This is a genomic window from Bordetella genomosp. 12, from assembly GCF_002261355.1.
Classification (GTDB): domain Bacteria; phylum Pseudomonadota; class Gammaproteobacteria; order Burkholderiales; family Burkholderiaceae_B; genus Bordetella.
The window spans coordinates 514,698-535,060 of the sequence record NZ_NEVU01000003.1; the positions used below are offsets into that span (position 1 = coordinate 514,698).

The window sequence follows — 20,363 nt, forward strand, 5'->3', positions numbered from 1 at the left end:
GTCTACAATACCGGGTTGCGCGCCGCTGGGTTGCGCCGCGCCGATTCCTTTTTCTCCGGTCCTGTCAGGCCGGGATGACACCGTGTCCACTTTTACCGTTTCCGATTTTGATTACGACCTGCCTGCCGAACTGATCGCGCAGACGCCGGCCGCCGAACGCGGCGGCAGCCGCCTGCTCCATCTGGATGGGCAAGGCCAGCTGCATGACCGCCAGTTCAGCGACCTGCTGTCGCTGCTGCGTCCGCAGGACCTGCTCATTTTCAACGACACCCGGGTCATCAAGGCCCGGCTGGCCGGCCAGAAAGCCACCGGCGGCAAAGTCGAAGTGCTGGTCGAGCGCATCACCGAACCGGACCGCGCCCTGGCGCATGTCCGGGCCAGCAAATCGCCCGGCCCGGGAATGCGCCTGGAGCTGGCGGGCGGCGCGGTGACTGCCGAGGTACTGGGCCGTGAGGGCGAGCTGTTCGACCTGCGCTTTGCCGGGCCGGTGCTCGATCTGCTGGAAGCGCATGGCGCGACCCCCCTGCCCCCCTATATCACCCATGCCGCCGGGCAGGAGGACGATGCGCGCTACCAGACCGTCTATGCCCGCGAGCCGGGCGCGGTCGCCGCGCCCACGGCCGGGCTGCATTTCGACGAGACCATGCTGCAGCGCCTGGCCGACCTGGGCGTGCAGCGCGCCTTTGTCACCCTGCACGTCGGGGCCGGCACCTTTCAGCCCGTGCGGGTCCAGAAGCTGGAAGACCACATCATGCACGCCGAGTGGTACACCGTGCCCGAGCCCACCGTCCAGGCCATCGCGCGCGCGCGCCAGGCGGGCGGCCGGGTGATCGCCGTCGGCACGACCAGTGTGCGCGCGCTGGAGTCGGCCGCCGCACAGACGGCCGACGGCCCCTTGGCCGCCACCCAGGGTGATACCCGCCTGTTCATCACCCCGGGCTACCGCTATCGTGTGGTCGATGCCCTGATCACCAATTTCCATCTGCCTCAGTCGACCTTGCTGATGCTGGTTTCGGCCCTGGCCGGAATCGAGCCCATCCGGCGCGCCTATGCCCATGCCGTGGCCGGCCGCTACCGTTTCTTCAGCTATGGCGACGCCATGTTCATCGAATCTGCCCAGCCATGACCGGACTCTCCTTCGAACTGCTCGCCACCGACGGCGGCGCGCGCCGCGGGCGCATGACCCTGAACCACGGCGTGGTCGAGACCCCGATTTTCATGCCCGTGGGCACCTATGGCAGCGTCAAGGCCATGCTGCCCCACGAACTCAAGGAAATCGGCTCCCAGATCGTCCTGGGCAATACTTTCCATCTCTGGCTGCGCCCGGGCACCCACATCATGGAAAAGCACGGCGGTCTGCACGGCTTCATGCAGTGGGACAAGCCAATCCTGACCGATTCCGGGGGCTTTCAGGTCTTCAGCCTGCAGGGCATGCGCAAGATCACCGAGGAAGGCGTCAAATTCGCCTCGCCCATCGACGGATCGCGCCTGTTTCTCACCCCCGAAGAATCCATGCGTATCCAGCGCTCGCTGAATTCCGACATCGTCATGGTGTTCGACGAGTGCACGCCCTATGAAATCGATGGCCGCCCAGCCACCCAGGAAGAAGCCGCGCGCTCCATGCGCATGTCGCTGCGCTGGGCGCGCCGCTCGCGCGAAGAATTCGACCGTCTGGGCAATCCGAACGCGCTGTTCGGCATCGTGCAGGGCGGGATGTACGAAAACCTGCGCGACGAATCGCTGGCCGGGCTGACGGATATCGGTTTTCATGGTTATGCCATCGGCGGCCTGTCGGTCGGCGAGCCCAAAGAAGACATGATGCGCATCCTGGGCCATGTGGCCCCGCGCCTGCCACAGCAGGCGCCGCGCTATCTGATGGGCGTGGGCACCCCCGAGGACCTCGTCGAAGGCGTGTCGCGCGGCGTGGACATGTTCGACTGCGTCATGCCCACCCGCAATGCGCGCAACGGCTGGCTGTTCACGCGGTTTGGCGACGTCAAGATCCGCAACGCCAAGTACCGCGACGATACCCGTCCGCTCGATCCGAGCTGCGCCTGCCATACCTGCCAGACCTTTTCACGCGCTTATCTGCATCATCTGCAGCGCGCCAACGAGATCACCGGCGCCCGCCTGAACACGCTGCATAATCTGCATTTCTACCTGACCATCATGGGCGAAATGCGGGAAGCCATCGCCGCCGGGCGCTTTGACGCCTGGCGTGCGCAGTTCGCCGCAGACCGCGCGCGCGGGGTCGATTAGGCTGCCGGCGGCGCGTCCGTTCCCCGCAAGGCCCGGGCGGGCCGCAACATCGCTACAATAGCCGGCTACCTGTCCAAGGCTCGCGCGGGGGACGGGGACACAACAAGGCTTTAGCCGACAGCAAAACGCAAAACTCAACCAGGAGTACTTTCCATGTCCGTGATCGACACCGCCGGCCTCGTCCTGGCCCAGGCCGCCCCCGAGGGCAACATGTTGGGCGGTATTCTGCCCATCGTCCTGATGTTCGTGATCCTCTATTTTCTGATGATCCGTCCGCAGATGAAGCGTCAGAAAGAGCACCGCAACCTGATCGCCGCCCTGGCCAAGGGCGACGAAGTCGTCACCGCCGGCGGCATTCTCGGCAAGGTCTCCAAGGTGACCGACAGCTACATCAGCATCGAAGTGGCCGACCTGGCCGAAAAGCCTGTTGAAGTCACGCTGACCAAGGGTTCCGTGACCTCGGTACTGCCCAAGGGAACCATCAAGGCCCTGTAACAGTCGCATAGGGCCCCGCAAGGGGCCCTTGTCCGTTCCACCCCTTGATTCCCTTGCTGGCAATGAACCGCTATCCCCTCTGGAAGTACATCACGGTATTGGTTGCGGTCGTCATCGGCCTGCTCTATACCCTGCCCAATTTCTACGGCGAATCGCCCGCCGTACAGATCTCCAGCGCCAAGGCCACCATCAAGGTAGAGCCGGCGCTGCTTGAGCGCGTCGAACAGCTCCTGGCCGATGCCAAGCTGCCCGCCACCAGTGTCTACTATGAACAGAACGGCACGCTGGGCACCGTCCGCGCGCGCTTCAGTTCCACCGATATCCAATTGCAGGCCCGCGATCTGCTGGACCGCAGCCTGAACACCGTCGCCGGCGATCCGCATTACACGGTCGCCCTGAACCTGCTGCCCGCCTCGCCGCCCTGGATGCGCTCGCTGGGCTGGTTCGAGCCCAAGCCCATGTATCTGGGCCTGGACCTGCGCGGCGGCGTGCACTTCCTGTTGCAAGTCGACATGCAAGGCGCCCTGACGGCCCGCTACGACTCGCTGGCCGCTGACGTGCGCTCGACGCTGCGCGACCAGAAGATCGACGTCGGCACGGTCGAACGCGCCGGACAAGCCGTGCTGGCCAGTTTTGCCAGCGCCGAGGCGCGTGATCGCGGCCGCGACATCCTGCGCAGCCGCATGGCCGACCTGCAGTTCAACGAGCGCGACGAAGGCGGCCGTTTCCTGCTCGAAGGCGCCCTCAGCCCGCAGGCCGTGACCCGCGTACAGGAAAGCGCGCTCAAGCAGAACATCAACACCCTGCACAACCGGATCAACGAGCTTGGCGTGGCCGAACCCGTGATCCAGCAGCAAGGCGCCGACCGCATCGTCGTGCAACTGCCCGGCGTGCAGGATGTGGCCAAGGCCAAGGAATTGCTGGGCCGCACCGCCACGCTCGAACTGCGCATGGTCGACGACACGCCGTCCTCGCAATCGGCCCTGGCCAATGGCACCGTGCCGTTCGGCCTGGAGCGCTATGCCGATCGCGACGGCCGTCCCATTCTGGTGCGCCGCCAGGTCATCCTCACCGGTGAAAACCTCCAGGATGCCCAGCCCGGCCGCGATCATCAAACGCAACAGCCGTCGGTCAACCTGACGCTGGACTCCAAGGGCGCCCGCATTTTCCGCGATGTCACGCGTGACAACGTCGGCAAGCGCATCGCCATCCTGCTGTTCGAAAACGGCAAGGGCGAAGTCGTCACCGCGCCGGTCATCCGCAGCGAGATCGCTGGCGGCCAGGTGCAGATCTCCGGCAGCATGAGCGCCGAAGAAGCGGCCGACACCTCGCTGCTGCTGCGCGCCGGCGCGCTGGCCGCGCCCATGTCCATCATCGAAGAACGCACCATCGGACCCAGCCTGGGCGCCGACAATATCGCCAAGGGCTTCTACTCGACGCTCTACGGCTTTATCGCCATCGCGATCTTCATCATTGTTTACTACCACCTGTTCGGCGTCTTCTCGACGATCGGCCTGACCTTCAACGTGCTGCTGCTGCTCGCGCTGCTGTCCATGCTGCAGGCCACGCTGACGCTGCCGGGCATCGCGGCCATCGCGCTCACATTGGGCATGGCCATCGACTCGAACGTGCTGATCAATGAGCGTATCCGCGAGGAGCTCCGGGCCGGCGCCACGCCGCAACAAGCCATCTACCATGGCTTCGAGCGGGCATGGGGCACCATCCTGGACTCCAACCTGACCACGCTTATCGTCGGCCTGGCGCTGCTGGCCTTCGGCTCGGGCCCCATCCGGGGCTTTGCAGTGGTGCACTGCCTGGGCATTCTGACCTCGATGTTCTCGTCTGTCGTGGGCGTTCGCGCGCTAGCCAACCTCTGGTATGGCCGCCGCAAGAAGCTCGGCAGTATTTCCATCGGCACGGTCTGGAAGCCGGGCACCAAGTGATAGTGCCGGGGCGGCGCGCCGCGCCGCCCGGCTCCTGAAAAGACAGCAAGGCGAAACATGGAATTTTTCCGGATTCATCGCACCATCCCGTTCATGCGCCACGCGTTGGTGCTGAACATCATCAGTTTGGTGACCTTCATCGCGGCGGTGTTCTTCATCATCACGCGCGGCTTTCACCTGTCGATCGAATTCACCGGCGGCACGGTGATGGAAGTCAGCTACGCCCAGACCGCCCAACTCGACCAGGTTCGCGGCGTCGTCGGCAATCTGGGCTACACCGACTTCCAGGTGCAGAACTTCGGCACCTCGCGCGACGTGATGATCCGTCTGCCGGTGGCCCACGGCCAGACGTCGGCCACGCAGAGCGAAACCGTCATGGGCGCCCTGAAGGCCGCAGATCCCTCGGTGGAACTGCGCCGCGTGGAGTTCGTCGGGCCGCAGGTCGGCCAGGAACTGCTGCACAACGGCCTGATGGCGCTATTGGTCGTGGTGCTGGGCATCATGGTCTACCTCGGCTTCCGCTTCGAATGGAAGTTCGCCCTGGCCGGCGTGATCGCCAACCTGCACGACGTGGTGATCATCCTGGGCTTTTTCGCGTTCTTCCAATGGGAGTTCTCGCTGTCGGTGCTGGCCGGCGTGCTGGCGGTGCTCGGTTACTCCGTCAACGAATCCGTGGTCATCATGGACCGGATCCGCGAAAACTTCCGCAAGTACCGCAAGGCCAGCGTGCAGGAAGTCATCAACAGCGCCATCACGCAAACCATCTCGCGAACCATCATCACCCACGGTTCCACGCAGATGATGGTGCTGGCCATGCTGTTCTTCGGCGGCCCGACCCTGCACTATTTCGCGCTCGCCCTGACCATCGGCATCTGGTTCGGGATTTACTCGTCCGTGTTCGTTGCCGCGGCACTGGCCATGTGGCTGGGCGTCAAGCGGGAAGACCTCGTCAAACCGGTCAAAAAGGCCGAGGACGGCGTCGAAACACCCTAGGCCGGGCCCTTTACCCGCCAACGAAAACCCGGCCTGAGCGCCGGGTTTTTGTTGGCCACAAGCCGCGCACAAAGGCCAGGCCCCGATCACGCCGCGCACCGGCCACGGACCGCGGCCAAAGACCAAAACCGAAAAACCATAACGAAAAAGCCGCAAGGTCGTGAGACCTTGCGGCTTTTGGAATTTTTGGCGGAGCGGACGGGGCTCGAACCCGCGACCCCCGGCGTGACAGGCCGGTATTCTAACCAACTGAACTACCGCTCCGCAGCGGTCGATACCTTGCGGCATCTTGCCAAGAAAACTTGGCGTCCCCTAGGGGATTCGAACCCCTGTACTCACCGTGAAAGGGTGATGTCCTAGGCCTCTAGACGAAGGGGACTTGGACTAACCATACTGCTGAAAACTTGGTGGAGGTAAGCGGGATCGAACCGCTGACCTCTTGCATGCCATGCAAGCGCTCTCCCAGCTGAGCTATACCCCCATGGTTTCCAGCACTTCGTGGTGTTCACTTTCGTGCCAACCGCGAAGAAACGAGATTATGCACGAGTTTATTCTGTCGTGCAAGTCAGACTGAAAAAATTTTGAAAATAGGGAGGCATGCTAGAGTGAACCATCGCGGGACCCTAGAAGGAAAGCACGATGAGCCAGACTTCCTTTCCAACGCAGGCGCTGGGCACGACGGGCATAGCGCTGTCGCGCGTGGGCCTGGGCACCTCGGCCATCGGCGGCGCGAACTGGGCCTATGGCTGGGGCGAACAGGACGACAGCGAGTCCGTTCGCGCCATCCGCCATGCCGTGGACCGTGGCATCAATTGGATAGACACGGCGGGCAGCTACGGCCAGGGCCATGCCGAATCTCTCATCCAGCGTGCCTTGGCGCAGATGCCGCCCTCGGCGCGCCCCTATGTGTTTTCCAAGGGCGGCTTCATCAGCCGTGACGGCCAGGCCCATTGCGTGGCCCATCCCGACAGCCTGCGGCGCGAACTCGAAGCGTCCCTGCAACGCCTGGGCGTCGAATGCATCGACGTTTATCAAATGCACTGGCCGGCCGGCGACGGCACGCCGCTGGAAGTGTATTGGCAGACGCTGCTGGATTTCCAGCGTGAAGGCAAGGTGCGCGCCATCGGCCTGTCCAACCACAGCCTGCCGCAGGTCCAAGCGGCGGAAGCCATCGGCCATGTCGACGTCCTGCAGCCGCCCTTCTCGCTCATCCGCCGCGAAGCCGGCGCCGATCTGCTGCCCTGGTGCGAATCGCGCCAGACCGGCGTCATCGTCTACAGCCCCATGCAGTCCGGCCTGCTGTCCGGGACTTTCAGCGCCACGCGCCAACTGGCGGCCGACGACTGGCGCTCACGCGATCTGGAATTTCAGGCGCCCCGCCTGGAGCGCAATCTGGCGCTGGCCGATGCGCTGCGACCCATGGCCGAGCGGCATGGCACCACGGTTGCCACCATCGCCATTGCCTGGACACTGGCCTGGCCTGGCGTCACGGCCGCCATCGTCGGCGCGCGCAATCCCGCCCAGGTCGATGGCTGGCTGGGCGCGGCGACGCTGGAACTCGATGAGGAGGCTTTGCGGCTGATCGCCGACACGCTGGCGCAGACGGGCGCCGGCGGCGGCCCGCTCGAGCCGCCCACCTTCGACAGCCTGCCCACGCCGGCGGACTTTCTGCGCTAACGGCGTCGGCGCACCCGCGCCGCGGCCGCGACCAGCACCACGCCGATAATCAGCAGTATCAGCTTGTCGCCAAAGCGGGCATAAAGCGTCAGCCCGCTCATGCCCTGCACCGACACCGGCAGCACGCCGGGCTGATGCGTAGCCAACTGCGCCACCACGCGCCCGTGCGCGTCGATGGCAGCGGTAATCCCCGTATTGGTGGCGGTGACCATGGGACGCGCCGTCTCGATGCTGCGCAAGCGGCCGATCTGCATGTGCTGGCGCAGCGCCCAGGTATTGCCGAACCACCCCAGATTGCTGACGTTGGCCAGAATCGTGGCCCCGCCCTGCCCTTGGGCGTCGGGGTAAAGCGCCGGCAACAACTCGGGACCGAACAAATCCTCGTAGCAGATATTGAAGGCGATGCGCTGGTCTCCCACCACGAAGGGCGGCTGATACGCCGCGCCGCGATCGAAGTCTCCCAAGGGGATCTGCAGCATGTCCACGAACCAGCGGAACCCGGGCGGAACGAACTCGCCCCACGGCACCAGATGCTGCTTGTCGTAGCGCATGGCCGTACTGCCACCGGTCAGATCGGCCAGCGGCGTGTCCGCCCCAAAACCCATGACACTGTTGGTGTAGCGCGTGCGCCCGTCGGGGTCGCGCAGACGCAAGGGCACGCCCATCGCGATCGTGGCCGACTGACGCGCGGCGACGGTCTTCCAAGCCTCCCAGACTTGCGGGGCCAGTTGATCCTGAAAGACCGGTAGCACCGTCTCGGGCAGGATGATGAGCTCGGGCCTGGGTGCGCGAGGCTCGGCGGGCAGCGCCGCCAGCTCGAGATGGCGCCGCAGCCCCGCCTCCATCAATGCCAGATCGAATTTCTGAGATTGCTCGACATTGCCCTGCACCAGACGGATGGCCAACGGCTCGCCTTGCGGGCGCGACCACGGCAGCAGGCTGAGCAAGCCGCCAACCAGCACCAGCACGACGGCCATACCGGCAGCCAGGGCCTGCCGGGCACTGCCCGCAGCGCGCAGACTGGCCACGGCGGCCGCGGCAAACGCCGTCACGAAAGCCAGCCCATGCACGCCGAGGACCGGCCCCCAGCCCGCGATGGGGCTATCGACCACCCCGTAGCCGATATTCAGCCACGGAAAGCCTGTCATGACGGTGGCGCGCAGCCATTCGAACAGCGTCCAGCAGGCGGCCCAGACCAGCGCCACCCGGCAGGCGCGCCAGGGACTGGCGGCACTGCGCGGCGGGCAGATACTGCGCGCCAGCCATCCGGCCGTGGCCGGAAAGATGGCCAGGAACACCGACAAGGCGACCACGCCGGCGGCCGCCAGCGGCGCGGCCATGCCACCGTAGTCATGCATGCTGACATACAGCCAGTACAGGCCGATCGTGAAGCTGACGCTGGCAAAGCCCCAGCCGCGCACCCAGGCGCGCCGGCGGCTCGGCGCCTGCAGCACCGCATGCGCGGCCACGGCCAGCGTGAACACCTGCACCCAGGCCAACGACCAGGCCGGCAGCGGCCCCGGGGCGAAACTCAAGGCATGCAGCGCGCCCGCTGCAGCCAGCAGGCCGGCGCCATAAAGCCCTCGCTTCATGCGTTGGCTTCCGGGCGCAGCGCCTGCGGCGCCCGGCGCACGCGCAGCCACAAGGCGCGGCGCGGGTCGGCGCGGATCACCTCGAACTGCAGGCCGTCGAACTCGGCCGTGTCGCCACGGCGCGGAATACGCCCGAGCTTGCCGCCCAGCCAGCCGCCCACGCTGTCGTACTCATCGTCAGGCATCTGGGTGGAGAAGGTTTCATTGAAATGGCTGATCTCGGTGGCCGCGAGCATGCGCCATTGATTGTCGCCTTCGGGGAAGATCGATTCTTCTTCGTCTTCGTCGAACTCGTCTTCGATGTCGCCGACGATCTGCTCGAGCACGTCTTCCATCGTGACCAGACCCGAAATGCCGCCATGCTCATCGATCACGATGGCGATGTGATTGCGCGCGGAGCGGAACTCGCGCAGCAGCACGTTGAGGCGTTTGGCTTCGGGGATGAAGATCGCCGGCCGGATCAGCGAGCGCAACTCGATGGAGGGGTCCTGCATGTAACGCAGCAGATCCTTGGCCAGGAGCACGCCCAGAATGTTGTCGCGATCATCTTCGTAGACAGGAAAGCGCGAGTGCGCGGTCTCGATAATGGCCGCCAGCAGTTGCGGCACGGGCAGCGAGACATCGAGCAAGTCCATGCGCGAGCGCGGCACCATGATGTCGGCGACGGTGCGCTCGGAGACGGCGAGCGCCCCCTTGATCATGGTGTAGGACTCAGAATCGATCAAGGCCCTGTCGTGGGCGACATCCACAAAGGCTTTGATGCCTTCGCGATCTTCTGGCTCGCGGCGGACCAGCGACATGACGCGGTCCAGCAGGGATTTGGAGGGTTTAGGCGTGGGGGCCGGCGAATCGGCAGCGGGATAAGGGTCAGACATTGTCCAAATGGACTCGTAACGAAAGAGCCAGCATAACCGATACCCCCCCGGGCCAGGCAAGCCGGACCTGCCATATGGCGGCAATATGCCGCCATATCCGGGTTTTTCCGGCCAAATTCGCTCAGGGCGAACCGGACTCAGGCCTGATAAGGGTCCGCAATCCCCATGCGGGCCAATATCGCCGTCTCCAGGGTCTCCATACGCTTGGCCTCGCGCACCTTGATGTGATCGTAGCCCAGGGCGTGCAGCACGCCGTGGATACAGAGGTGGGCAGCGTGATCGGCGAAAGCCTTTTTCTGCTCGCGCGCTTCGCGCACCAGCACCGGCACACAGATCACGATATCCCCGCGCGCCGTACCCAGCGGATCCACACCGTACTCGAAGGTCAGCACGTTGGTGGCGTAATCCCGCCCGCGGAACTGCGCGTTGAGCTCGCGCCCTTCCGCCTGGCCGACCAGGCGGATGTTGAGTTCGGCCGCCGTGAAATCCACCAGGCCGTCGGCGCTTGCGCCGGCCAGCGCATAACCCGCCCAGCGGCGCAGCCGCCAGCGCGGCAGGCGCGCCTCGCTCACCGCATACTGCACCGCCAGCGCGAGCGCCGGATCAGGGTTTTTCATGCTGCTCCGCCGCCTCGTAAGCATCGACGATGCAGGCCACCAGGGGGTGGCGCACCACGTCGCGGCTGGTAAAGCGCGTCGTCGCGATGCCCTGCACGTCGGCCAGCACGTTGACGGCATGCGCCAGACCGCTTTGCTGCCCGCGCGGCAGGTCGACCTGGGAAGGATCGCCCGTAATGACGGCCTTGCTGCCGAAGCCGATGCGGGTCAGGAACATCTTCATCTGCTCCGGCGTGGTGTTCTGGGCTTCGTCCAGAATCACGAAAGCATGATTGAGCGTGCGGCCGCGCATATAGGCCAGCGGAGCAATCTCGATGCTCTGCTTTTCGAACAGACGTTGCACCCGCTCGAAACCCATCAGGTCATAGAGCGCGTCATACAGCGGGCGCAGATAGGGATCGACCTTCTGCGCCAGATCGCCCGGCAAGAACCCGAGACGCTCGCCGGCCTCGACGGCCGGACGCGTCAGCACCAGGCGCTGCACGGTATCGCGCTCCATCGCATCGATGGCGCACGCCACGGCCAGCCAGGTTTTGCCCGTGCCGGCCGGGCCCACGCCAAAGGTGATGTCGTGCTTGAGGATGTTGTTGAGGTAATCGCGCTGGCGCGGCGTGCGCGGCCGCAGGTCGCTGCGGCGCGTGCGCAGGGCGATGCCATCGCTCTGATCATCGACCGGCGGCAGGCTGGGGTCGATGTCGCGCGGATCTTCCTCCTGAACCTCGGTGCGGCGCCCCACCCCGATCTCGACCAGACCAAGCTGGATATCGTCCACCGACAGCGCGCGATGCGTGGCCTGCTCGTAAAAGCGGCGCAGCGCCCGTGCAGCCAGTTCGGCCTGCTCGCCCTCGATGGTGACCCGGCTGCCGCGGCGCGCCATCGTCACGCCCATGCCATCGGCCAGCTGCCGCAGATTCTCGTCCAGCGGTCCGCACAGATTGGACAGATGGATGTTGTCGCCGTCCAGATTGACGATGACAGGCATGCTGCGGCGGCGGCTGCGCGAGTTGCTCATAGTGCTCCTTGGTCGCTATCTTCGGTACCGGCCACCCGGCCGCGCAGCGAATTGGTGAAAGCATGGGTGATGATGACGTCCACCATATTGCCGATCAGGCGGGCAGGTCCGGGGAAATTCACGATGCGATTGTTTTCGGTGCGGCCCATGAGCTCATTGGGATCGCGGCGCGAAGGCCCTTCGACCAGCAAGCGCTGGCGCGTCCCCACCATGGCCTGGGCGATGGCGGCGGCCTGCTCGTTGATCAGGGCCTGCAGTTGCTGCAGGCGCTTGAGTTTGACGTCCTGGGGGGTGTCGTCGGCGAGATCGGCGGCCGGCGTGCCCGGGCGGCGCGAATACACAAAGGAGAACGACGTGTCGAAACCGACGTCGGCGATGAGCTTCATCGTCTTCTGGAAGTCTTCCTCGGTTTCTCCGGGGAAGCCCACGATGAAATCGGAAGACAGCGTCAGGTTGGGACGGGCGGCGCGCAGCTTGCGCACGACCGACTTGAACTCCAGCGCCGTGTAGCCACGCTTCATGGCCGCCAGCACCCGGTCACTGCCGGCCTGGACCGGCAGGTGCAGAAACGACACCAGCTTGGGCAGGCGGGCATAGGCCTCGACCATGCGCTGCGTCATCTCCTTCGGATGCGAGGTGGTGTAGCGGATCCGTTCGATTCCGGGGATTTCGTGCACATACTCGAGCAGCATGGCGAAGTCGGCGATCTCATCGCTGTCCTCCATGCGTCCGCGATAGGCGTTGACGTTCTGCCCCAGCAAGGTGACTTCGCGCACACCCTGGTCGGCCAGATCGGCGACCTCGGTGAGCACGTCCTCGAACGGCCGCGAAACTTCTTCGCCGCGCGTATACGGCACCACGCAGAAGCTGCAGTATTTGCTGCAGCCTTCCATGATCGACACAAAAGCCGTCGCGCCTTCGATGCGGGCCGGCGGCATGTTGTCGAATTTTTCGATCTCGGGAAAACTGATGTCGACCTGCGAGACGCCTTCGTCCCTGCGGCGGCGGATGAGTTCGGGCAGGCGATGCAGGGTCTGCGGGCCGAACACCACATCGACGTAGGGCGCGCGCTTGACGATGGCCGCGCCTTCCTGGCTGGCCACACAGCCGCCCACACCGATCACCAGGCGCGGATTGAGCTTCTTGAGGTGCTGCACACGGCCCAGATCGGAGAAGACTTTTTCCTGCGCCTTCTCGCGCACCGAACAGGTGTTGAATAGAATGACATCGGCCTCTTCGGGATTATCAGTGACTTCCAGTCCCTGATCTTCGCGCAGCACATCCACCATTTTGTCCGAGTCATACTCGTTCATCTGGCAGCCAAAGGTCCGGATATAGATCTTTCCGCTGGCCGCGGTAGCGGCGGACGAAGCAGCGGGCGCGCCTTCGCGCTTGAGTGTGGTTTCTTGCATGGGCGTACGCCGTGACGGGTGTAGATCCCGGGGGCGCTATCTGAATGGTTAGGGAAACCGCCGATTTTACCGTTTTACACAGTAAATCGTCTTTCTCGCGCAAGCTTCGCCCATTACTATTGTCCCCCGCCTCTCCTTCGAGAGTGCTCCGTTCCCTCTCCCACAGGCTCTCCCGACGGCAATGACTACCGGTGTCCCGCTCTCCCCTCCTCTGCGCCCGATCCGCAGCAAAGCCAGCCTGGTCTTGCTGTTCGCGCTGCTGCTGGCCTGCACGCTCTGGGTGGACCGACCCTTGTCGATGTGGCTCAACGCCCATGTCCCCAACGGACTGAACATCGCGTTCGACACCCTGGGCAACCTGGGAGATGCGGGGATCTACATCGTGCTCGCCCTGGGGCTGTACATCTGGTCGCTCAACGGCCTGGCGCGCGGCTGGCAGTGCCCTTTCAAAGCCGGGTTTGACCCCATCGCACGCGCTTCGGTGCTGTTGCTGGCCACCATGGCGCTCGGCGGCAGCGTGACCTGGCTGCTCAAGCGCGTGGTGGCACGCGCCCGTCCCGAAGAACTCTTCGACCATGGCATCTACGGCGTGGGCGAGTTTTTCGCGGGCAAGCCCTATGACTCTTTCCCGTCCAGCCACACTCAGGCTGCGTTCGCCGTCGCCGGTGTCATCGCCATCGTCGCGCCGCGCTGGCGCTGGCCCGCGCTGGCGCTGGCCGCGCTGGTGGCCCTGAGCCGCGTCGTCAATCGCGACCACTACCTCACCGATGTCGTCATGGGCGCGGCCGTGGCGCTGAGCTGCGCCGCCTTCCTGGCCCCGCGCATTCTGAACAAGAACCAGCAATGGCCGCTGCGCGCGCCCTGGCGTTGGTGGCGGGCCTGATGGCACGTCGCTGCACGCTTTTAAAAAATGGTGCATAATTCGGCCCCGTTCACCGAACGACGCAAGACAACGGCAACAACCTCAGGGTCTGCCGCGTATTGTGGGCTTGGGGGTATAGCTCAGCTGGGAGAGCGCTTGCATGGCATGCAAGAGGTCAGCGGTTCGATCCCGCTTACCTCCACCAAGTTTCGGTAGTACGGTTAGTTCAGGTCCCCTTCGTCTAGAGGCCTAGGACATCACCCTTTCACGGTGAGTACAGGGGTTCGAATCCCCTAGGGGACGCCAGTTTTTCTGGCAGATGCCGCAAGGTATCGACCGCTGCGGAGCGGTAGTTCAGTTGGTTAGAATACCGGCCTGTCACGCCGGGGGTCGCGGGTTCGAGCCCCGTCCGCTCCGCCAAAATTCCAAAAGCCGCAAGGTCTCACGACCTTGCGGCTTTTGCTTTCGGGCGCATCGTTTTCTCGCCTGAAAAAAATTTGAATCCGGTTCGAAAAAAAACGCCAAACGCTCTGACACGCACAAAAAAATGGTGCATAATTCGGGCCCGTTCGACAAACGGCGCAAGCAAAGACAAGGCCTCTGGCTCGGTCCAAGCATTGCAGGATTGGGGGTATAGCTCAGCTGGGAGAGCGCTTGCATGGCATGCAAGAGGTCAGCGGTTCGATCCCGCTTACCTCCACCAATCAGGTCCCCTTCGTCTAGAGGCCTAGGACATCACCCTTTCACGGTGAGTACAGGGGTTCGAATCCCCTAGGGGACGCCAAGTTTTCTTGGCAAGATGCCGCAAGGTATCGACCGCTGCGGAGCGGTAGTTCAGTTGGTTAGAATACCGGCCTGTCACGCCGGGGGTCGCGGGTTCGAGCCCCGTCCGCTCCGCCAAAATTCCAAAAGCCGCAAGGTCTCACGACCTTGCGGCTTTTGCTTTTCTGACGCTCCCCACGACGCTGCCCCGCCCCCTTCCGCACTGCCGGCGACTCAGAAGTCGCCCACGCCGCAGCGCATTGCAAATTTACGTATAGATACAATTTTTCGGGCCATCGCGCTGGCGGAAGATGGCGGCGACTTATCCGCCGCCCAACGCCTTTCCCCACCAACATCGCCTTAATCACCGCTTCATGCCGCCAAAAATCGGCTTTCTTGCGATATTGCCAGAGCGGGGCAGGCTTTCTACGATCCGCCGTTCGGAATCACTGGAGTCCCGCATGCAGATCATCCCCCTGCCCATCCGCCGGCCCGCCGGCCCCTGGCGCACCGCCGACGTGCTGGCCCTGTACGACCTGCCGTTTCCCGATCTGTTGCATCGCGCCCAGACCGTCCACCGCGAGCACTTCGACCCCAAGGACATCCAGTTATCCAGCTTGCTGTCGATCAAGACCGGCGGCTGCCCGGAGGACTGCGGCTACTGCTCGCAGTCGGCGCGCCACGACACCGGACTGGCGGCCGAGAAGCTGATGCCCTTGGATGAGGTGCTCACCGCGGCGCGGGCCGCCAAAGCCGCCGGCGCGCAACGTTTCTGCATGGGTGCAGCCTGGCGCAGCCCCAAGGATCATCAGCTTGAAGCCGTGGCCGAGATGGTGCGCGAGGTCAAGGCGCTGGGACTGGAGACCTGTGTCACCCTCGGCATGCTCAAGGCGGGCCAGGCCGAACGCCTCAAACACGCCGGTCTGGATTATTACAACCACAACCTGGACACCTCGCCCGAGTACTACGGCAGCGTGATCACCACGCGCGGTTATCAGGATCGCCTCGATACCCTGGAGCAGGTCCGCGAAGCCGGCCTTCATGTCTGCTGCGGGGGCATCATCGGCATGGGCGAGTCGCGCCGCGACCGGGCCAGTCTCATTGCGCAACTGGCCAGCATGCAGCCCTATCCCGAGTCCGTGCCCATCAACCACCTCGTCCCTATCCCCGGGACCCCGCTGGGCGATGCCGAGCCGCTCGATGTGTTCGAGTTCATCCGCACCATCGCGGTGGCCCGTATCACCATGCCGCGCGCCAAGGTGCGCCTGTCGGCCGGCAGGCAGGCCATGAGCGAGGCCGAACAGGCCCTGTGCTTTCTGGCGGGCGCCAATTCCATGTTCTACGGCGACGCGCTGCTGACCACCGGCAATCCTCAGGTGCAGGCCGACCGCGCCTTGATGAGCAAGCTCGGCATGCGGGCGCAAGCATGAATGCCGGCCTGCTCTATCTGCCCGCCAGCGTCCTGTGCAGCGTCACGCTGGCCGTCTTGCTCAAACTGGCGCGCCGCCATGGCATCGATGTGCGCCAGGCCATTCTGAGCAACTACGCCGTGGCGAGCGGCCTGTGCCTGATGCTGCTGCGGCCGGACCTGAGCCAGATCGCTCACCTGCCCATGCTGCCCGTGCTGGCGGGTCTGGGACTGTTGCTGCCCAGCATCTTCATGGCCCTGGCCCAATCGGTGCGGCACGCGGGCATCGTCAAGACTGATGCCGCCCAGCGCCTGTCACTCTTCATCGCCCTGGGAGCGGCCTTCGTGCTGTTTGGCGAGCCGGTCACGGCCCGCAAGGCGGGCGCGATCGTGCTGGCCTGCGCGGCACTGTTCTGCCTGTTGCGCAAGCCGGCCCGGCAGACCGAGACCCCGGGCAGCGCCTGGGTCTGGCCGCTGGTGGTCTGGGTCGGTTATGGCGTGATCGACATTCTGTTCAAGATCGTCGCGCGCGCCGGCGCGGCCTTTCCCGCCACGCTGCTGGGCGCGTTTATGTTGGCGGGCCTGCTGATGCTGCTATGGCTGCTGTGGCATCGCGTAGCCTGGCGCGGACGCGACCTGGCTGCCGGGCTGCTACTGGGCCTGGTGAACTTCGGCAATATCTACACCTATATCCGTGCCCACCAAAGCCTGCCCGACCAGCCCGCCCTGGTGTTCGCGTCCATGAATATGGGCGTGATCGCCTTGGGCACCGCGGCAGGGGCCCTGCTTTTCTCGGAGAAACTGTCGGCCCTCAACGTGCTGGGCCTGGGATTGGCGCTGGGCGCCATTGCCGTGATGCTGCCCTGAGACGAACCGGCAGCGCTCAGCGCCTGGCGCCAGTCAGTTGCTGGCGCACGGCCGGCTCGGCCGGCGCCAGGCGCTCGGCCTGCGGCACCAGCAATACCAGATCGGATTCGGCATGAGCCACACAGGGCAGCACCCAGCCATCGGCCTGCTCATCACTGGCCACGCCGGGCCATTCAATACGGTAGGTCACCGTGCCGGACGCCATTTTGCACAGACAGGCGCGGCAACTGCCGTTACGGCACGAGCTGGGCAGGCGTAGGCCGGCCGCCTTGGCCGCCCGCAGCACGGGCGTGTCCGGCCCCACCGGGAAGCGCCAGCCCGACGGCAGCAACAGGACTTCGTAGGTCTTACTCACGCGTCCTGCCAATCCAGTTGCCAGGCGCCGGACATCGCATTCTGCAGCCACAGCATGCACGTCAAGGTCTTGGCATCGGTGACTTCGCCGCGCTGGCATGCCGCGAGCAAGGCTGGCAAGGCCTCGGTGCGCACGTCCAGAAACTCATCTTCGTCCAAACGCCGCTCGCCCGCCGACAGGCCGCGCGCGAAGTAAATATGAATGATCTCCGTGGAATAAGCGATGGCCAGATGCAGCGCGCCGGCCCGCGCCCATTGCGCCGCCGTATAGCCGGTTTCCTCCAGCAACTCGCGCTTGGCGCAGGCCAGCGGATCCTCGCCCGGATCCAGCTTGCCGGCCGGGAATTCCGTCATGACGCGCTCGACCGGGTAGCGGAACTGCCGCTCCAGAAGCACCCGCCCGTCGTCGAACAAGGGAATGACCACCACCGCGCCGGGATGCACGACATACTCGCGTGAGACGACGCGCGCATTGGGCAGTCGTACCATGTCGCGGCGCACTTTGAGGAAGCTGCCGTCGTAGACCAGCTCGCTGCTTTGCGGGATTTCTGCCAGATGTTGCTCTTGGGGATCTATGGGCATGATGTTCACGAAAACCGCGCGCCAGGCCGGCGCGCCTGCTGTGAATTTACCATTCGCGCCGCGCCTTAACCCTTGAGCAGCAGGTTGATCCCCAGCAGCGCCAAGGCAATGAAAAACCCGCGTTTGAAGGTCTTTTCGCTGATGCGCTGCCGCAGGCTCTGCCCGGCCCACATGCCCAGCAGCGCCGGCGCCAGCGCCAGCACCGAAGCGCCCATTTCGCTGGCCCCCAGCACGCCGCCATACGCCAGCCCCCCGGCCATGGCCAGCGTGGACACCATGAACGAGATGCCCATGGCCTGCACCAACGCGTTGCGGTCCAGGCCCAGCGCCTGCAGATAAGGCACCGAGGGCAGCACGAACACCCCGGTCACGGCGGTGATCAGGCCTGTCACCGTGCCGCACACGGCGCCCAGCCAGCCTTCCTGGCGCGGCGGCACGCGCAGCTTGAGCGGTGACAGGCCAATGGCGGCATAGCAGAGCAGCGCGGCGCCCAGCAGATGGGATGCCCCGGCATCGCTCACGCCGCTCAATCCCCACACGCCCAGCGCGGTGCCCAGGCAGATGGACAGCAACAGGGCCGCCAGGCGGCGCAGCAACGCGCGGAAGTGGCCGCCCGAGGCCATCTGCCAGATATTGGTAATGATGGCCGGCACCACGAGCAAGGCCGCTGCCTCTGGCGCAGGCATAGCCATGCTGAGCAGGCCCACGGCCACGGTGGGCATGCCCAGCCCGATACAGCCTTTGACGAAACCGGCCAGAAGGAATACGCCCAGCACGGCCAGGGCCAGGGGCCAGCCTGCCTGCGCGAAGAAGTCAGTGAAAATATGCATCATCCCGGCATCATGCGCTGCGCCCGGCACTTTGAAAATGCGTAATACACTGACCCAGCCTATGTTGCTGACAGAGCCTGCCATGCACTTTGACCTGACCGACCTGCGCTTGTTTCTCCATATTTGCGACCAGGGCAGCATCACGGCCGGCGCGGCGGCCAGCCACCTCGCGCTGCCCTCGGCCAGCGCCCGGCTGCGCGGGCTGGAGGCCTCGCTGGGCACGCCGCTGTTTGTCCGCGAGCGGCGCGGCGTCACCGCCACCCCTGCGGGCCACGCGCTGGCGCATCACGCACGGGTGCTCCTGCAGCAGGTCGCCCATCTGCAGGAGGACCTGGGCGAGTACGCGCTGGGTTTCAAAGGCCGCGTGCGGCTGCTGTGCAATACCGCCGCCATCTCCGAGTTCCTGCCCGACCCGCTGGCGCAGTTTCTGACGGCCCATCCCAATGTGGATGTCGATGTGAGCGAGCAGGCCAGCTACCGGATCATCCCCGCCTTGAAGCAGGGCACGGCCGACATTGGCATCGTCTCCGATGCCGTCGACCTCAGCGGCCTGGACGCGCTGCCTTTTCGCCGTGACCGCCTGGAGCTGATCCTGCCGGCGGCTCATCCGCTGGCCTCACGCGACAGCTTGCGATATGCCGAAACGTTGGACTACGACTACGTCGCGCTGGAGGCGGGCAGCGCCCTGTCCGTGCACCTGGACGACCAGGCCGCGCGCGCCGGGCGACAGATGCGGGTTCGCGCCCGCATGCGCTCGTTTTCTGGCGTCGCGCGCATGGTGCAAGGGGGTGTAGGCCTGGCTATCGTTCCGCAATCGGCCTGCCGCCGCCTGCGCTTGGGCGCGTGCGTACGCCGGCTGGCGCTGGCCGACGACTGGGCCGACCGCCGCCTGCTGGTGTGCGTGCGCGATCTGAACACCGCGCCAGGCTATGTCCAGGCATTGGTGCAGGCCTTGCGGGCTCAGCCGCGCCCCTGACGCAGCGGATCCAGCAAGGGCCGCAGCCCGTTGTGATCCAGTTCGTGCATGAGGGCCAGCAGACGGCCTATTTCGCCTTTGGGAAACCCATTGCGCGCGAACCAGGTGAGATAGTGGCCCGGCAGATCCGCGATCAGCCGGCCCTGGTATTTGCCAAATGGCATTTCGCGGCGCACCAGAAGCTCGAGCAGTTCGGGATCCATGGTCCAACACTCTGAAAAAAACGCTAGCCAGGGCTAGCGGGCCGCGAGCAGCCTCCCTCCCCTGCCGAACATCCCGGGCGCATCAGCCCGGCTGGCGGCGCTCTTGCAGCGCTTTCAGGCATGCCGCCACGCCGGCGGTGCGCTGTTCGTTGGTGACAGCGGCGCGATCGGAGACCGTGCGGCAGCGCTGGTATTCGGCAATGCTTTCGGGCGTATCGCGGATGGGTGCGGGTGCCGGCGCGATGGGCTCGACCGTCATGGTCAGGGTGGCCGGAGGCGACCAGTTCGCCGAGCTCTTGGGCTGGGTGCCCGGAAACTGCATTTCCTGCGTGCCGGACTGCGCGTGCGCCGCGCCCGCCAGGCACAGGGCCAGCAGCGCGAACAAGGTACGGTTGGATTTCATGTGGACTCCGCAAAAAAAAGCGCCATGCGTTGGCGCGCCCTGTATGGTAGCTCTCCAAACGCTTCCAAGTCGCAACAATCGCAACAGAGCGATAACCGCGCACCCGGCTGGCCTTGCGGCGCCCTCGCCCCGTGATCGGTCTGAAATCAAGCGCCCAGCGGCATGGCCAGCGCCAGACGGCTATGGTGACTTTCGGGCCAGGGCTGGCACGTCCTTGGCCGATCGCCGCTCTGGCATCATG

The 20,363-nt window shown here is 65.1% G+C and carries 20 protein-coding genes and 9 tRNA genes; 16 read left to right on the forward strand and 13 right to left on the reverse strand.

From position 1 onward, the window contains the following. Positions 1-82 precede the first annotated feature (82 nt). The 5 genes from queA (at position 83) to secF (ending at position 5,690) form a co-directional block, all read left to right on the forward strand. Positions 83-1,126: a tRNA preQ1(34) S-adenosylmethionine ribosyltransferase-isomerase QueA gene (gene queA / locus CAL22_RS14480; protein ID WP_244193899.1), complete on the forward strand. Its 1,044-nt coding sequence runs from the start codon at positions 83-85 to the stop codon at positions 1,124-1,126. Beyond that, positions 1,123-2,259 (forward strand): tRNA guanosine(34) transglycosylase Tgt, encoded by a 1,137-nt coding sequence (tgt, locus tag CAL22_RS14485; RefSeq protein ID WP_094814419.1) that lies wholly within the window; start codon positions 1,123-1,125, stop codon positions 2,257-2,259. The genes queA and tgt overlap by 4 nt, the downstream gene beginning before the upstream one ends. 153 nt (positions 2,260-2,412) lie before the next feature. Beyond that, the gene (yajC, locus tag CAL22_RS14490) at positions 2,413-2,754 is read left to right on the forward strand and encodes a preprotein translocase subunit YajC (RefSeq protein WP_094814421.1); all 342 of its coding nucleotides are present in this window, start codon (positions 2,413-2,415) and stop codon (positions 2,752-2,754) included. Between the two features lie 62 nt (positions 2,755-2,816). Beyond that, complete coding sequence (secD, locus tag CAL22_RS14495; protein ID WP_094814423.1) at positions 2,817-4,697, forward strand: protein translocase subunit SecD; 1,881 nt, start codon at positions 2,817-2,819, stop codon at positions 4,695-4,697. Positions 4,698-4,754: 57 nt separating this feature from the next. Beyond that, positions 4,755-5,690 (forward strand): protein translocase subunit SecF, encoded by a 936-nt coding sequence (secF, locus tag CAL22_RS14500; protein ID WP_094814425.1) that lies wholly within the window; start codon positions 4,755-4,757, stop codon positions 5,688-5,690. A 187-nt stretch (positions 5,691-5,877) separates the two neighbouring features. On the opposite strand, the gene CAL22_RS14505 is transcribed toward secF, so the two are convergent. The 3 genes from CAL22_RS14505 to CAL22_RS14515 form a co-directional block, all read right to left on the reverse strand. Then, a tRNA-Asp gene (locus tag CAL22_RS14505) sits at positions 5,878-5,954 on the reverse strand. Positions 5,955-5,993: 39 nt separating this feature from the next. Then, positions 5,994-6,069: transfer RNA gene (locus tag CAL22_RS14510), tRNA-Glu, on the reverse strand. Between the two features lie 26 nt (positions 6,070-6,095). Next, a tRNA-Ala gene (locus tag CAL22_RS14515) sits at positions 6,096-6,171 on the reverse strand. A 158-nt stretch (positions 6,172-6,329) separates the two neighbouring features. Between CAL22_RS14515 and CAL22_RS14520 the strand changes: the two genes are divergently transcribed. After that, a complete protein-coding gene (locus CAL22_RS14520; protein WP_094814427.1) occupies positions 6,330-7,367 on the forward strand; it encodes an aldo/keto reductase in 1,038 nt (345 codons plus the stop codon). Here the strand turns inward: CAL22_RS14520 and lnt are convergent. The 5 genes from lnt to miaB all read right to left on the reverse strand — a co-directional run bounded on the left by lnt (position 7,364) and on the right by miaB (position 12,875). Then, the gene (gene lnt / locus CAL22_RS14525) at positions 7,364-8,959 is read right to left on the reverse strand and encodes an apolipoprotein N-acyltransferase (protein WP_094814429.1); all 1,596 of its coding nucleotides are present in this window, start codon (positions 8,957-8,959) and stop codon (positions 7,364-7,366) included. The two genes, CAL22_RS14520 and lnt, sit on opposite strands and share 4 nt — an antisense overlap. Then, complete coding sequence (locus CAL22_RS14530) at positions 8,956-9,834, reverse strand: HlyC/CorC family transporter (protein WP_094814430.1); 879 nt, start codon at positions 9,832-9,834, stop codon at positions 8,956-8,958. Before CAL22_RS14530 ends, lnt begins: the two co-directional genes overlap by 4 nt. Positions 9,835-9,971: 137 nt before the next feature. Next, the gene (gene ybeY, locus CAL22_RS14535; RefSeq protein WP_094814432.1) at positions 9,972-10,451 is read right to left on the reverse strand and encodes an rRNA maturation RNase YbeY; all 480 of its coding nucleotides are present in this window, start codon (positions 10,449-10,451) and stop codon (positions 9,972-9,974) included. After that, complete coding sequence (locus CAL22_RS14540; protein ID WP_094814434.1) at positions 10,438-11,463, reverse strand: PhoH family protein; 1,026 nt, start codon at positions 11,461-11,463, stop codon at positions 10,438-10,440. The genes ybeY and CAL22_RS14540 overlap by 14 nt, the downstream gene beginning before the upstream one ends. Continuing rightward, positions 11,460-12,875, reverse strand: coding sequence for a tRNA (N6-isopentenyl adenosine(37)-C2)-methylthiotransferase MiaB (miaB, locus tag CAL22_RS14545; RefSeq protein ID WP_094814436.1), 1,416 nt, complete (start codon positions 12,873-12,875; stop codon positions 11,460-11,462). The genes CAL22_RS14540 and miaB overlap by 4 nt, the downstream gene beginning before the upstream one ends. 181 nt (positions 12,876-13,056) lie before the next feature. Between miaB and CAL22_RS14550 the strand changes: the two genes are divergently transcribed. The 9 genes from CAL22_RS14550 to CAL22_RS14590 all read left to right on the forward strand — a co-directional run bounded on the left by CAL22_RS14550 (position 13,057) and on the right by CAL22_RS14590 (position 16,774). Next, a complete protein-coding gene (locus tag CAL22_RS14550; protein ID WP_208622006.1) occupies positions 13,057-13,758 on the forward strand; it encodes a phosphatase PAP2 family protein in 702 nt (233 codons plus the stop codon). Between the two features lie 108 nt (positions 13,759-13,866). Further along, a tRNA-Ala gene (locus tag CAL22_RS14555) sits at positions 13,867-13,942 on the forward strand. A gap of 25 nt (positions 13,943-13,967) precedes the next feature. After that, positions 13,968-14,043: transfer RNA gene (locus CAL22_RS14560), tRNA-Glu, on the forward strand. 37 nt (positions 14,044-14,080) lie between these two features. Next, positions 14,081-14,157 (forward strand) — tRNA-Asp (locus tag CAL22_RS14565). A gap of 207 nt (positions 14,158-14,364) precedes the next feature. Further along, positions 14,365-14,440 (forward strand) — tRNA-Ala (locus CAL22_RS14570). A 5-nt stretch (positions 14,441-14,445) separates the two neighbouring features. Beyond that, positions 14,446-14,521 (forward strand) — tRNA-Glu (locus tag CAL22_RS14575). A gap of 39 nt (positions 14,522-14,560) precedes the next feature. Next, a tRNA-Asp gene (locus CAL22_RS14580) sits at positions 14,561-14,637 on the forward strand. 323 nt (positions 14,638-14,960) lie between these two features. Beyond that, entirely contained in the window at positions 14,961-15,929 is a 969-nt protein-coding gene (gene bioB / locus CAL22_RS14585) for a biotin synthase BioB (protein WP_094814438.1), read from the forward strand. After that, positions 15,926-16,774: a DMT family transporter gene (locus tag CAL22_RS14590; RefSeq protein ID WP_094814440.1), complete on the forward strand. Its 849-nt coding sequence runs from the start codon at positions 15,926-15,928 to the stop codon at positions 16,772-16,774. Before bioB ends, CAL22_RS14590 begins: the two co-directional genes overlap by 4 nt. Before the next feature lie 16 nt (positions 16,775-16,790). Here CAL22_RS14590 and CAL22_RS14595 read toward each other — a convergent pair whose 3' ends face one another. From CAL22_RS14595 to CAL22_RS14605, 3 genes are all read right to left on the reverse strand, one after another. Then, positions 16,791-17,129, reverse strand: coding sequence for a 2Fe-2S iron-sulfur cluster-binding protein (locus CAL22_RS14595; RefSeq protein WP_244193900.1), 339 nt, complete (start codon positions 17,127-17,129; stop codon positions 16,791-16,793). After that, on the reverse strand, positions 17,126-17,710 hold the full coding sequence (locus tag CAL22_RS14600) for an NUDIX domain-containing protein (protein WP_208622008.1): 585 nt from the start codon (positions 17,708-17,710) through the stop codon (positions 17,126-17,128). Before CAL22_RS14600 ends, CAL22_RS14595 begins: the two co-directional genes overlap by 4 nt. Before the next feature lie 65 nt (positions 17,711-17,775). After that, positions 17,776-18,624, reverse strand: a complete 849-nt coding sequence (locus CAL22_RS14605; RefSeq protein WP_094814446.1) for a sulfite exporter TauE/SafE family protein — start codon at positions 18,622-18,624, stop codon at positions 17,776-17,778. Between CAL22_RS14605 and CAL22_RS14610 the strand changes: the two genes are divergently transcribed. Further along, positions 18,623-19,516, forward strand: coding sequence for a LysR substrate-binding domain-containing protein (locus CAL22_RS14610; protein WP_094816645.1), 894 nt, complete (start codon positions 18,623-18,625; stop codon positions 19,514-19,516). The two genes, CAL22_RS14605 and CAL22_RS14610, sit on opposite strands and share 2 nt — an antisense overlap. On the opposite strand, the gene CAL22_RS14615 is transcribed toward CAL22_RS14610, so the two are convergent. Both CAL22_RS14615 and CAL22_RS14620 read right to left on the reverse strand, forming a co-directional pair. After that, positions 19,501-19,719: a DUF3820 family protein gene (locus tag CAL22_RS14615; RefSeq protein ID WP_094814448.1), complete on the reverse strand. Its 219-nt coding sequence runs from the start codon at positions 19,717-19,719 to the stop codon at positions 19,501-19,503. The genes CAL22_RS14610 and CAL22_RS14615 overlap by 16 nt on opposite strands. Positions 19,720-19,801: 82 nt before the next feature. Beyond that, complete coding sequence (locus tag CAL22_RS14620) at positions 19,802-20,122, reverse strand: hypothetical protein (protein WP_094814450.1); 321 nt, start codon at positions 20,120-20,122, stop codon at positions 19,802-19,804. Positions 20,123-20,363: the final 241 nt, after the last annotated feature.

Coding starts and splice junctions, on each gene's coding strand:
- tgt (WP_094814419.1), top strand. CDS start 1,123: ATGACCGGACTCTCCTTCGAACTGCTCGCCACCGACGGCGGCGCGCGC.
- yajC (WP_094814421.1), top strand. CDS start 2,413: ATGTCCGTGATCGACACCGCCGGCCTCGTCCTGGCCCAGGCCGCCCCC.
- secD (WP_094814423.1), top strand. CDS start 2,817: ATGAACCGCTATCCCCTCTGGAAGTACATCACGGTATTGGTTGCGGTC.
- secF (WP_094814425.1), top strand. CDS start 4,755: ATGGAATTTTTCCGGATTCATCGCACCATCCCGTTCATGCGCCACGCG.
- CAL22_RS14520 (WP_094814427.1), top strand. CDS start 6,330: ATGAGCCAGACTTCCTTTCCAACGCAGGCGCTGGGCACGACGGGCATA.
- lnt (WP_094814429.1), bottom strand. CDS start 8,959: ATGAAGCGAGGGCTTTATGGCGCCGGCCTGCTGGCTGCAGCGGGCGCG.
- CAL22_RS14530 (WP_094814430.1), bottom strand. CDS start 9,834: ATGTCTGACCCTTATCCCGCTGCCGATTCGCCGGCCCCCACGCCTAAA.
- ybeY (WP_094814432.1), bottom strand. CDS start 10,451: ATGAAAAACCCTGATCCGGCGCTCGCGCTGGCGGTGCAGTATGCGGTG.
- CAL22_RS14540 (WP_094814434.1), bottom strand. CDS start 11,463: ATGAGCAACTCGCGCAGCCGCCGCCGCAGCATGCCTGTCATCGTCAAT.
- miaB (WP_094814436.1), bottom strand. CDS start 12,875: ATGCAAGAAACCACACTCAAGCGCGAAGGCGCGCCCGCTGCTTCGTCC.
- CAL22_RS14550 (WP_208622006.1), top strand. CDS start 13,057: ATGACTACCGGTGTCCCGCTCTCCCCTCCTCTGCGCCCGATCCGCAGC.
- bioB (WP_094814438.1), top strand. CDS start 14,961: ATGCAGATCATCCCCCTGCCCATCCGCCGGCCCGCCGGCCCCTGGCGC.
- CAL22_RS14590 (WP_094814440.1), top strand. CDS start 15,926: ATGAATGCCGGCCTGCTCTATCTGCCCGCCAGCGTCCTGTGCAGCGTC.
- CAL22_RS14600 (WP_208622008.1), bottom strand. CDS start 17,710: ATGCCCATAGATCCCCAAGAGCAACATCTGGCAGAAATCCCGCAAAGC.
- CAL22_RS14610 (WP_094816645.1), top strand. CDS start 18,623: ATGCACTTTGACCTGACCGACCTGCGCTTGTTTCTCCATATTTGCGAC.
- CAL22_RS14605 (WP_094814446.1), bottom strand. CDS start 18,624: ATGGCAGGCTCTGTCAGCAACATAGGCTGGGTCAGTGTATTACGCATT.
- CAL22_RS14615 (WP_094814448.1), bottom strand. CDS start 19,719: ATGGATCCCGAACTGCTCGAGCTTCTGGTGCGCCGCGAAATGCCATTT.
- CAL22_RS14620 (WP_094814450.1), bottom strand. CDS start 20,122: ATGAAATCCAACCGTACCTTGTTCGCGCTGCTGGCCCTGTGCCTGGCG.